Origin of the sequence: Bradyrhizobium sp., assembly GCF_035570375.1 — a bacterium.
In the GTDB taxonomy this organism is placed as follows: domain Bacteria; phylum Pseudomonadota; class Alphaproteobacteria; order Rhizobiales; family Xanthobacteraceae; genus Bradyrhizobium.
Genome location: NZ_DATMLW010000020.1, coordinates 26,528 through 37,173, shown reverse-complemented (window position 1 = coordinate 37,173; position 10,646 = coordinate 26,528). Strand labels below are relative to the sequence as shown.

Sequence of the window (10,646 nt, the reverse complement as noted above, 5' to 3'; positions counted from 1 at the left end):
GTTTCGTCGAGGCAATCGAGCCCGCGTACCAGCACGGTTGAGCCCTCGATCCCGACGAACCTGACGATCGAGGTGCCGATTGGATTGGGACGTACCGGCGAGCGCAGCGAGAACGTGCCACGGGTCAATCCGTTCTTTTTCGGGCTTTGCAACACGAGATTGCGCAGCGAGTGATGCAGCCAGTAGATCACTTCAAGATTTTGATAGAAGTCGACGCCCTTCAGCGCCGGCACCCAGGGATCAAAGATCTCGAGGCGGCAAACCGGCCCTTTATGGCTGCCTTGTCGCGGGGTATCCTCGCGCGACCTCCAGGGCGTGCGGATGCGGCCGATGAAGATCAGGCCCGCATCGAAGTTTTTCGGCATCTCGACGGCAACTTCGCCTTCGCGCAGCCCGGTGTCACTGGTCATGGCTTTTGCCTCACACTGCCTAAGACGCGACGATTTGGGATCATCGCGTCTTAGTTTATTAGTTGAGCATGATCCTTTCGAAAAACCGGTTCCCACTTTTTCGGATCATGCTCGAAGCTAATTACCCAAGCCACCATGTGCCAGCAAGCATCAACAGCTCGCCCGAGACCACGCCCGCAAAGATAGAACGCTTTGTCGCCAGAAAGACCATGCAGCCGCCGGCCACTGCCGCATAGCGCAACCAGTCGGGCACGCCCGCCAGCGCCCCCGGCGGCTGGATCAGGATCTGCGCGATGACGCCGGCAAGGATGGCGGTCGCCACCGCCCTGACCCACACCAGGAGTTCGGAGCCCTCATCGACGCCGGCGCCAAACCAGACCCCGACCATGCGCCAGATCTCATTGGGCAGGAAGCCTGCAAGCAAAAGCACCAGCAGCGCGTGCCAGTCTCCGGCGAACTGGGCAAGCGCCTCGCTCATTGCCGCTCCCGCCACCAGTGGACGGCGTAGGCGATGGTGCCGGCCGCAACCCCGCTGATCAGGATGTCGACGCCCGTGCGGAATCTTGCGACCAGCGGAAACAATGCGAGTCCCAACAGCAGCGCCAGAATGTCGGAGAGCTGGCGACAGTTGCGCGCCGTGGAGAGCAGAAACGCCAGCGGCGTCAACAGCAGGATCGCGGCTGCGAACGGTCCCGCGAGATTGGCCGCAAGCGCATAACCAATCGTGGTCGCGGTCAGGCATATGGTGACGAGGCCGGTGCCGAGCCCGTGGACGAAAGTGATCCGGCGATCGCGCGGCACTTTGGGCAAAAGACGAAAGCATTCGACCCACAAGGTGATCGCAACAAAATGCGCGGCAAGCATGAGCTGCCGCCGCTTCGTCTGTGGCGTGCGCATCATCGGCAGGACCGACACGACCATCGGGAACAGCCGGATCGCGCTGACCGTGACCGCGATTGCCGCTTGAATGACGGTCGCGCCCGAACCGAGCGTCGAGATCAATATGATCTGCGCTGGACCTGCAAAAACGAACAGCGTGCTTGCCAGCGCCCAAGCGAGGCTGAAACGCGCCTCATGCGCCAGCGCGCCGATGCCGATATAGGTCGCGAACAGCACCAGGCTGAGGACGGTGGAGGTGACCGAAAGCATTCCCCACGCAAACGTGCCCGAGTGGCTTTTCCATCGGCCTGAATCGAGATTGGGAGGAGCCAAGAGGTGCGCCTTGGGTTGAGGAGCGCATAACGCGGACGAAATCGACTGGCGTCAAGCAAAGCCTGGCTCACGGCTGGCATGCATAGCGCAAGGTGAGAAGCATCCCTCACCCCCTCGCACTGTTACGCAGCACCAGGCACGCGCCACCGGCACGGCGGATACGGTTGCAGAGATCGTCCGCGGCCGGCCGCGTGTCGGCGCCGATGCGAACCTGATAGAACGTCCGGGTGCCCCGGCTGCGGAAGATCGAACCGAGCAACATCGGATCCTGATCGCCGATCACGCCTTTCAAGTGCGATATCGCGCGGGAATACATCGCAAGCGCCTTGTCGCGATCGAACCCGGCGGCAAGCTGCACGCCCCACGGCCGCTCAGTGCCGAGCTTCACATGTTGCTCGAGTTCGGTGACAAAGTAGTTCGGGGCGCGCTTGAGCAGCGCCATCAGCTCATGGCAGCCGGTGTGGGTCGCCCGGTCGGACATTTTGGCGTTCTTGCCGGCCTTGGCCCATTCATCGACCGTGGTGCCGGTAATGGCCGCCACGTAGTGCCGCGTCTCCTGCGGCATTCCTCCCGTCCCTGCGAGCCATTCCTGCACTCGCCGCGGTCCGGCATTGTAGGCCGCAGCCGCGAGACCAAGATTGCCGAACTGGTTGCGCAATTCGCTCAGAAACTCGGCGGACTTCGGCAGCGCCTGAACGGGGTCAAAGGGATCGAGCAGGCGGCGCTCGCTTGCGGTACCCGGCATGAATTGCGCGATGCCCTGCGCGCGCTGTCCGCTGCGCGTGACGGGCCCCACGGCGTCGGGTTGGAAGCGGCTTTCCTGCCAGATGACGCGGGCGAAAAACTCAAGTGGCAAATCGTTGGCCTTGGCTGCCGCCTCGATCATCAGGCAAACCGCTTCCCTGGTGTCGGTCTCCCGAACGTCGCTCGCGTGTTTCGCCGTCCCATCCTGGCTGGCGTCGGGAGGAATGGCGAGTTCCTCCACGCTCGGCGTTGCTGTCCCGCCGCCGAGGTTTGCAGGCGGGGTCTCCTCCTGGGCCGCTCCCGCAACAGCCCATGCGAGGACGGCCACCACCGTGCAAACCGCCGCGCTGGGAGAGCCGACCATTCGCATCGCAGACCTGTCCTCGCACAGTCCATGCTTGACAAGGGAAGCCCGAAGCCTAGCTAATTTCCCAAACATGGCGCGTCTATGGGAGCCAGAGATGGCAGGCGACGAATTCGGCTTTGCACCCGACGAGGATCGGCCGATCCCCTATATGGCGCGAACGCGGGAATATTATGCGGCAATCGGGTACACCACGCCCTATCGCTGGGCGCACTATGTCGACGCACCGTTTCAGCCTTTAAGCAAGCCGCTCGCGCAATCCCGCATTACCATCATTACCACCGCGGCACCGTTCGATCCGACCAAAGGCGACCAGGGCTCCGGCGCCAAATACAACAGCTCCGCCAAATTCTATTCGGTCTATGACGGCGATACCGCAAGGCCACACGATCTTCGGATTTCGCACATCGCCTATGACCGCGTGCACACCTCGGCCGAGGACAGCGGCACCTGGTTTCCGCTGCCGCAACTGCAACGACTGGCGCTTGAGCGGCGGATCGGTGAAGTGGCCCCGCGCTTCTTCGGGGTGCCGACCAACCGCAGCCACCGTGTCACCATCGAAACCGATGCGCCGGAAATCCTCAGGCGCTGCAAGGATGATCGCGTCGATGCCGCGGTGCTGGTGCCGAACTGCCCGGTCTGCCACCAGACCGTCAGCCTGATCGCGCGGCACCTCGAGGCGAACGGCGTTCCCACCGTGGTGATGGGCTGCGCCAGGGACATCGTCGAGCACGCCGCGGTGCCGCGGTTCCTGTTCTCCGATTTTCCGCTCGGCAATTCCGCGGGCAGGCCTCACGATGCCCCGTCGCAGGCGTTCACGCTCGAACTCGCGCTGCGCGTGCTTGAGACCGCGCCTTCCGCGCAAACCACGGTGCAATCGCCCTTGCGCTGGAGCAGCGATGCTTCCTGGAAACGGGATTACAACAACGTCGCGGCCCTGAGCGCGGAGGAACTCGCGCGGCGACGGCGCGAATTCGACGGGCAAAAGGAAAGCGCGCGAGCTTTGCGCGAATCTGCGGCGTGACGGCACCTTCTCGCCTGACGATTGCGAGGTCAATGAAAGTACCGGCGGATTAATCATAGATCGCATCGGTCATGCGGCGATCCGGACGGTAGTGTGTTCAATTTAGGTTAACACGGTAATTTGCCGGTAGCCGGCTTTCGCGATCGGCAAAGGCGCGTAAAAATGCACCCCTCTTTGTGTGGGAGCTTTTCCATGCTGGAACGACGCCAGAGCGCGCGCGACAAGGTGATCTATGGCGGCGTCGCCGAGATGGGCGAACACGGCGGATCCAGGGATTGCGTGGTTCGCAACATCTCCGAAAACGGCGCCCGTCTTGAATTTTGCGAATGCGTGCGGCTTCCCAAGGAGCCGCTGCGCCTGACGATCGCGCGTAAGGGCCGCTCCTTCCTCGCCAGGATCATCTGGTGGCGCGACAATTTTGTCGGCGTCGCGTTCAGTTCGGAATCTCCCTATGAGCTGCCCGGCTCCGACCTCGCCAGGCGTCTGCGCCGGAGCGAAAAGAAAAAGCGCGAACTGCAGCGCCGCATCAAGGAGCTCATCGGCGAAAGCTGAGCGCTAAAGCGCGATGATTCCTGTGAACTGCAACCGCGCTGAAAGTGCGCTCCCTCTCCCACGCAACCGGGTTTACCCCGGTTGCGCATTGTGAACTGGCGCAAGTCGGGCAAGCCACGACTTGCGGCGGGAGAGGGTTGGGGTGAGGGGTTGTTATCTCTCGTAGGAGCCATAGCCCTCACCCGGATCGCATCGCTAGTGGAGTGGATTTGACATTCGCTATAGTTTTGACCGCGAGCTCGAAAGCGAATGTCAAATCCAAAACTCCACTAGAAAACTGTATTTCGCTGGTGGTCCTGTGATTCCAACATTCGCAAACTGCCTGCTGAGACGGAATGCGAATGTTGGAATCGGACCACCAGATGCGATCCGAACTCTCCCCGTCGGGGAGAGGTGGGCCGCAAATTGCTGCGTGCTGCAGACGTTCCCTTGTGTCCCTCCTTTGTCATGACCATAATCGCGGCGTCTTCAAAGGGGGAACGTTCGAGCAACCATGCGCGCATTTTACATTGTCCTGGGAGCCGCGCTGACGTGTTTGGCCGCAGAGGTTGCATCGTCCCAGACCGCCGATCGCAGCGTCGACGAGATCAAGACCGAGACGTTCGCCCGCTCGCAGACCGGGGCGTATCCGTTGCTGGGCATCCAACCGGTCGACGCCGGCGAAGCATTGGGGCGTATCAAGAGCCGCGATCCGGACGAGTGGGCGGCTGCGTGGAGTGCGATCGCCGATGGCTACATGGCGAAGGCAAAGGCGGCGAGCGACCCCCGAGAAGCCGACGCAAACTTCATCAAGGCCTGGCGCCTCTATTATTTCGGGCAATGGCCGGCGCCGACTTCCGCCGGCAAACAGGCGGCGTACCGCCGCGCCATCGATGCCTATCTGCAGCATGCCCGATATTTCGATCCGCCGCTCGAGGTCGTGCGCATTCCCTACCGGGCCGGCGAAATCGTCGGCTATCTGCGGCTCCCTGCCACCGCGCCGCGTCCGGTGCCGCTGGTGCTGGCGATTTCGGGTCTCGACAGCCGCAAGGAAACGGTTGCCGAAACCTACGCGGCAGCGTTGCCGCAAGGCATCGGGTTTTTCGCGGTCGACAGCCCGGGAACAGGCGAAGCGCCGCGCAAGGCGGACGAAACCGCCGATGATATCTACTCGCGCGTCCTCGATTATCTTGCAACACGGAGCGAGATCGACAGAAATCGCATCATCGTGCACGGTCAGAGTTTTGGCGGCTATTGGGCGGCGAAGCTCGCGCACACCGAAGCCAATCGGCTTGCGGGCGCCGTTGTGCAATCGCCGCCGATTCATCGCACCTTTCAGCCGGATTTCTTCCGAGGGCGGATGTACACGCGCGAATATCTGTTCGACCTGCTTCCGGCGAGCCTTTTCGTCTACGGCCTGAAATCCGCCGACGAGCTGATCACCTTCCTGCCGAAAATGTCGCTCCAGGCGCAGGACCTGCTCGGCAAGCCGACGGCGCCGATCCTGATCGTGGGCGGGACGAAAGACACCCAGGTGCCGATCGATGATCTTCAGCTTCTCCTCAACAGCGGCAGCGAGCCGCGCGAGGCCTGGATCAATCCCGCCGGCGGGCATATGGGACGAACCCCCGGGACGTGGCCCGACCCGGTGATCTTCCGAAGGATCATCCTGCCCTGGGAAATCCGTCGCCTGAGCCAGAAGCCTGAGGCGCCCGAGAGCCCGACACGCTGAGCCCGCGACCGCATCGCGCGGCAAAGATCGCGATAGGTCTGCGGCAAGGTGCGGTGTCGCATGTTGCGGCCGCGAAAGGGCGTCCAACATCCCTCTTTCAACGCGACCGCTATGCTGTAAGCTCGTAAACCGCAAGAAAAGAGCATTTTGGAGGAATCCCCATGTCTGCCGCTTCGTCGCGCCGCGTCCTGCTCAATCGCCGCGCGCTTCTGCGGGCGAGCGCCGGAATGGCCGGCATTCTCACCACTGGTCGCGCGCCCGTCTTTGCCCAGACCCAGCCGAAGAAGCTGGTATTCGCGCACATCAATGCGGTGCCGGAATCGGCCGCGGTCGCTTTCGACTGGATGGCGAAGGAGGTGACGGCACGCTCGAACGGCGCCCTCGAGATGCAGTTTTTCGGCAAGACCCTGATCCCGCAGGAGCTCGAGATCATGAATGCGGTCAAATCCGGCAGCATCGCGATGGGCAGCCCCGCGGGCGCCGCCGCCACCGTGTTTCCGGAAATGGGCGCTTTCCTCGTGCCCTATCTCGTGAAGGATTACGCTTCGGCCTATGCCATGTTCAACGGGCGGATCGGCGACAAGCTCAGCGGCGAAATCGAGGACAAGTACAAGCTCAAGGTGCTCTGCTATTTCGATTATGGCTTCCGCCACTTCTGGACCGCGAAAAAGCCGATCGTGGAGCCGAGAGACCTGCGCGGCATGAAAATCCGGGTTCAGCAGGCGAAGATTTTCGGCGACACGATCAACGGGCTGGGCGGCAACGCCGTGCCGATGGCTTATGGCGAGGTCGTCACCGCGGCCAAGCAGGGCGTGATCGATGGCGGCGATCTGCCGATCGTCAACATGAAGGCGCTGAAGATCTACGAAGTATCGAAATATGCCTCCCTCACCTACCACAATTACGGCCCGACCAACGCGGTGATGAATCTCGAAATCTGGAACAGCCTATCCGCCTCTCAACAGAAGCTGGTGATGGACCTCGCTCGCGCGGCGCAAGGCAAGATCCGCGAGGTTACCGAGACGGTCGACAATTTCGCAAGAGCCAGGCAGGAGCTCGAGCCGCTCGGCATGACCGTGGTCGAAGCCAAGGTCGAGGAATTCCGCAAAGTCGCGCAACAGAAGATCTGGCCGGCCTACAAGAGCCAGTATGGCGCCTTGTGGGACGAGATCGAAGGTTTCAAGGCCTGATCCAAACGCTAAATTGCGCGCCGGACATGCATCCGGCGCCTGATCCCCCGCCTTGATCCTTGCCGGAATTGCACCGCCAATGCTGCGTATCCTCTCAGTCGTCCCGAAATTCGCGGTCACGGCGCTGATCTCACTTGCGATCGTCAACCTCCTGTTCGGCGTGATCCTGCGCTATTTCGTCGGCGCCATCACCGACTGGCTCGACCTCGACCCGGTGCCGTTCACCTGGGTGGAGGAAGTGGGTGAACTTTCACTGGCCTGGCTGACGCTGATCGGAGCTGCGATCGGGATTGCGTCGCGCTCGCATTTTTCGCTGTCGGTTTTCGTGCATCGCCTGCCTGAGTCGGCGCAGCTCTGGATCCACCGCTTCAATCACGCGCTGATCGCAGGTGTCGGTCTCCTGGTGGCGTGGTACGGTTTCAAGCTTTGCCTGCTCAACCGCACGCTCGCGACCCCCGGGCTCGAAATCAATCTCGCCTGGCTCTATGCGTCTTCGGTGGTCGGCGGCGTCCTGATTGCGATTTACGGCCTCGCGATGATGCTCTCGCCGCTGCCGCAAGGCGAACTACAGCACTAGATCATGATGCGATTAGGTGGATTCGCATCATGATCTCATCTCTTTGTTTGAGCATGATCTTTTCGGAAAACCGGCTTCCATTTTTCCGGATCATGCACTAGAGGCCAGCCGTTCATGCTGCTTGCGATCGTTGCCGCCATCTTCATTGTCCTGATCCTGCTCTCGATGCCGATCGTGTTTGCGCTCGGCGTCGCCGGGATCGCGGGGCTATGGATCGGCGGCTATCCGATGCAACAGCTGTCCTCGGCGCTGGTGTCGGGATCGCAAAGCTGGGTTCTGCTCGCCATTCCCGCGTTCGTGTTTGCGGGCAATTTGATGGAGCGCTGCGGCATGAGCCACGCGCTGGTCGAACTGGCGCGCGCCCTGATCGGTTGGGTAAAGGGCGGGCTGGGCATGTCGGTGATCGTGGTCGCCTACTTCTTCTCCGACATCTGCGGCTCGAAGATGGCGGAAGTTTCTGCACTCGGCTCCGCCCTGATGCCGCCACTGACGAAAGCCGGCTACGACAAACGCGACTCGGCCTCCCTGATCGCTGCCGGTACCGCGATGGGCATGCTGGTGCCTCCGGCGATCTTCATGATCGTGATCGCGCAAGTCACCAACACCTCGGCAGTGGCGCTGTTCGTCGCCGGATTCATTCCGGCGATGGTGATCATGCTCTGCCTGATGGCGGTGGTCTATATCCGCGCGCGGCAGAATGATTGGCCGGTCGACACCCGACCAAGCCTCAACCGCCTGGGTCATGCGGCGCTTCATGCCGCGGTGCCGATGGTCGTGCCGTTTGTGATTCTGGCCGGCTTCATCCTCGGCATCATCACCGCGACCGAAGCGGGCGCCGTCGTCGCAGGCTACGCGTTCCTCGCCGCAAAACTCTACTATCGCAATGTCTCCTGGCGCGAGATGGGCGCAATCGCCTACGACAGCGCGATCCTCACCGCCGCCGTGGTGTTCCTGCTCGCGGTCGCTTCCGTTTATCAATATCTGATGGGGGTGAGCGGCGTGCCGCAATTGCTTGGCCAGCTTCTCTCGCCGCTGAAGGCGCACCCCTGGCTGTTTCTGACCGGAACCGCGGTCATGAGTTGCCTGTTCGGCATGGTGCTGGAGGGTCTGCCCGCCGCAGTCGTGCTCATCCCCGTGGTGTTTCCGATCTCGGAAGCAATGGGCATCGACCCGATCCACTTCAATATCGTGCAGACCGCGGCGGTGGGCATCGGGCTGTTCCTGCCGCCGATGGGCGTCGGCCTGTTGATGGCGCTCCGCTTTGCACGAATCAATGTCGGCTATCACTTCCGCACCTACGTGCCGTACATGCTGGCCCTGTTCGGCGGGCTCCTGCTCATCATCTGCATCCCCGAAATCAGCCTGACGCTGCCGCGGTTGGCCGGGCTGATCCGATAGGTCGAGAATCCTGCAAAAATTCACCAGCCAAAGATGCTTTTGAGGCCGGCGTAGATCGATCCGCCCGCGGTTGCCGCAATCCCCATCAACGGTCCGACGGTGCGGAGCAGGTCCTGGATGGTCCGCGCGCGGCGGCGAAGCTGCTCCTCTCCCACATGCTGACCGAGGATCCCGGCAATCCGGTAAGCGACGGCGTTGGGTCGTCCACCCTGGGCCATCGTCTTCGGAAGCACCTCGAAAATCAGGGAGGCGATCAGATTTCCGGTCACGTAGGCGAGCGCAATGCTGGCGATGTATTCGATCACCTCGAGCCATTCGATCCACGGACCCGGCATGATCGGGACGTGATCGTTGATTCCGGTGACGGCGAGCATGCAGGTCACCGCCAGCGCCGCCGTCACAGCCCCGACCAGCAAGGTCCCGCCAAATCCGATTTTCTCGCGTGCGTAGAGCAGGAATCCGAACGGCAAGGGAATGATGACCGATGCCAGCCGCAGATAAAGCGGTGTCACGTTCAGCGTGATCGTGACCAGGATATGGGCTACCACGAGCAGTAGAATCGGCACCAGCACATAGACGAGCGCGCGAATGAGGGAGTAGCGGAAGGGAAAACGAATCCGCGCCAGAGCGGCGTTGACCCGGTCGATTTCGTTCTGCAACCGGTCAAGTTCGGATACGAGCTGCTGGATCTCGAGCATCACAGGCAAGGCCACGCGCAAATCGCGCGAGCAATGCTTGCACGCGATGGCTTCATCCTTGATGGTCTCGGCGCAAAACGGACACTCCATCAGGCCGACCGAAGCTTTTTGGCGCGCCTCAACTTTTCAAGCTCGGCGCTGGCTACCGCCAGCTCCTGCCGCAGGATGTCGCGCTTGCGAATTAGACCGTCCCGCTCCACAAGGAGCGACTTCGGCACCACAATGTCACGCGCACAGGAAGCGCAAACCAGAGCGCCTTGCGCATTCTCGTTCTGGCAAAACGGACATTCCATCGCCTGCCCACCCTCAGGGCGAAATCTTCAGCACGAAACTCGTGGTGCCGACACGTCCTTCCGAATCCTTGATATCGACCCTGATCATGTGATCTCCCGGCGGCAGTTCGGCATCAGGCATATCCAGTCCGTTTGCGCGCACGAAAGACTTGATGCGCTCGGTCAAGTCCACGGTCGGCGTCTTCATGTAGGTGACCCTGATGGAATCCGGATCGATCTTGGCTCCGCCAAAGGATTCAAACTTGAGCTGAAGATGGACGGGGGAATGAACCTGCTCGCCGTCGACGATGACTTCGATTTTCGGACCGCGGGTGATTCCGCGCCGATCCGCCGTCAGTGCCCCCTTCGGGGGTGGCAGCCTGGCCTCGTCCTCCGTGATCAGGAGATGGCTGGCGCAGGCGGCAGACGATATGGTTATCGCACTCGCAGCGCAGACCACCATCAATGCCAGACAACCCATCCGCAGCATCATT

Annotated in this window: 12 protein-coding genes; 6 read left to right on the top strand and 6 right to left on the bottom strand. The window is 61.8% G+C overall.

Going from position 1 to position 10,646, the window contains the following annotated elements; translation table 11 throughout:
* The 4 genes from VNX23_RS02590 to VNX23_RS02575 all read right to left on the bottom strand — a co-directional run.
* Positions 1 to 410, bottom strand: a 410-nt coding sequence (locus VNX23_RS02590) for an SAM-dependent methyltransferase (protein ID WP_325627609.1), incomplete at its 3' end; no start/stop codon positions are given.
* Between the two features lie 121 nt (positions 411 to 531).
* Entirely contained in the window at positions 532 to 888 is a 357-nt protein-coding gene (locus tag VNX23_RS02585; protein ID WP_325627608.1) for an AzlD domain-containing protein, read from the bottom strand.
* A complete protein-coding gene (locus tag VNX23_RS02580; RefSeq protein WP_325627607.1) occupies positions 885 to 1,622 on the bottom strand; it encodes an AzlC family ABC transporter permease in 738 nt (245 codons plus the stop codon). The genes VNX23_RS02585 and VNX23_RS02580 overlap by 4 nt, the downstream gene beginning before the upstream one ends.
* A 106-nt stretch (positions 1,623 to 1,728) precedes the next feature.
* Entirely contained in the window at positions 1,729 to 2,736 is a 1,008-nt protein-coding gene (locus VNX23_RS02575; RefSeq protein ID WP_325627606.1) for a lytic transglycosylase domain-containing protein, read from the bottom strand.
* 91 nt (positions 2,737 to 2,827) lie between these two features.
* On the opposite strand from VNX23_RS02575, the gene VNX23_RS02570 reads away from it, so the two are divergent.
* The 6 genes from VNX23_RS02570 to VNX23_RS02545 all read left to right on the top strand — a co-directional run bounded on the left by VNX23_RS02570 (position 2,828) and on the right by VNX23_RS02545 (position 9,182).
* Positions 2,828 to 3,754: a glycine/sarcosine/betaine reductase selenoprotein B family protein gene (locus tag VNX23_RS02570; RefSeq protein WP_325627605.1), complete on the top strand. Its 927-nt coding sequence runs from the start codon at positions 2,828 to 2,830 to the stop codon at positions 3,752 to 3,754.
* 192 nt (positions 3,755 to 3,946) lie between these two features.
* Positions 3,947 to 4,306 (top strand): PilZ domain-containing protein, encoded by a 360-nt coding sequence (locus VNX23_RS02565; protein WP_325627604.1) that lies wholly within the window; start codon positions 3,947 to 3,949, stop codon positions 4,304 to 4,306.
* Between the two features lie 493 nt (positions 4,307 to 4,799).
* Positions 4,800 to 6,017, top strand: a complete 1,218-nt coding sequence (locus tag VNX23_RS02560; protein ID WP_325627603.1) for an alpha/beta fold hydrolase — start codon at positions 4,800 to 4,802, stop codon at positions 6,015 to 6,017.
* 161 nt (positions 6,018 to 6,178) lie between these two features.
* Positions 6,179 to 7,207, top strand: coding sequence for a TRAP transporter substrate-binding protein (locus tag VNX23_RS02555; RefSeq protein WP_325627602.1), 1,029 nt, complete (start codon positions 6,179 to 6,181; stop codon positions 7,205 to 7,207).
* A 79-nt stretch (positions 7,208 to 7,286) separates the two neighbouring features.
* Positions 7,287 to 7,784, top strand: a complete 498-nt coding sequence (locus VNX23_RS02550) for a TRAP transporter small permease (protein ID WP_325627601.1) — start codon at positions 7,287 to 7,289, stop codon at positions 7,782 to 7,784.
* A gap of 114 nt (positions 7,785 to 7,898) precedes the next feature.
* Positions 7,899 to 9,182, top strand: coding sequence for a TRAP transporter large permease (locus VNX23_RS02545; protein WP_325627600.1), 1,284 nt, complete (start codon positions 7,899 to 7,901; stop codon positions 9,180 to 9,182).
* A 20-nt stretch (positions 9,183 to 9,202) separates the two neighbouring features.
* Here VNX23_RS02545 and VNX23_RS02540 read toward each other — a convergent pair whose 3' ends face one another.
* Positions 9,203 to 9,970, bottom strand: coding sequence for a hypothetical protein (locus tag VNX23_RS02540; protein WP_325627599.1), 768 nt, complete (start codon positions 9,968 to 9,970; stop codon positions 9,203 to 9,205).
* A 216-nt stretch (positions 9,971 to 10,186) separates the two neighbouring features.
* Positions 10,187 to 10,642 (bottom strand): hypothetical protein, encoded by a 456-nt coding sequence (locus tag VNX23_RS02535; RefSeq protein ID WP_325627598.1) that lies wholly within the window; start codon positions 10,640 to 10,642, stop codon positions 10,187 to 10,189.
* Positions 10,643 to 10,646 lie beyond the last annotated feature (4 nt).

Excerpts from the sequence above, each read along its gene's own strand:
- VNX23_RS02585 (WP_325627608.1), bottom strand. The coding sequence starts at position 888 with ATGAGCGAGGCGCTTGCCCAGTTCGCCGGAGACTGGCACGCGCTGCTG.
- VNX23_RS02575 (WP_325627606.1), bottom strand. The coding sequence starts at position 2,736 with ATGCGAATGGTCGGCTCTCCCAGCGCGGCGGTTTGCACGGTGGTGGCC.
- VNX23_RS02570 (WP_325627605.1), top strand. The coding sequence starts at position 2,828 with ATGGCAGGCGACGAATTCGGCTTTGCACCCGACGAGGATCGGCCGATC.
- VNX23_RS02565 (WP_325627604.1), top strand. The coding sequence starts at position 3,947 with ATGCTGGAACGACGCCAGAGCGCGCGCGACAAGGTGATCTATGGCGGC.
- VNX23_RS02560 (WP_325627603.1), top strand. The coding sequence starts at position 4,800 with ATGCGCGCATTTTACATTGTCCTGGGAGCCGCGCTGACGTGTTTGGCC.
- VNX23_RS02555 (WP_325627602.1), top strand. The coding sequence starts at position 6,179 with ATGTCTGCCGCTTCGTCGCGCCGCGTCCTGCTCAATCGCCGCGCGCTT.
- VNX23_RS02550 (WP_325627601.1), top strand. The coding sequence starts at position 7,287 with ATGCTGCGTATCCTCTCAGTCGTCCCGAAATTCGCGGTCACGGCGCTG.
- VNX23_RS02545 (WP_325627600.1), top strand. The coding sequence starts at position 7,899 with ATGCTGCTTGCGATCGTTGCCGCCATCTTCATTGTCCTGATCCTGCTC.
- VNX23_RS02540 (WP_325627599.1), bottom strand. The coding sequence starts at position 9,970 with ATGGAGTGTCCGTTTTGCGCCGAGACCATCAAGGATGAAGCCATCGCG.
- VNX23_RS02535 (WP_325627598.1), bottom strand. The coding sequence starts at position 10,642 with ATGCTGCGGATGGGTTGTCTGGCATTGATGGTGGTCTGCGCTGCGAGT.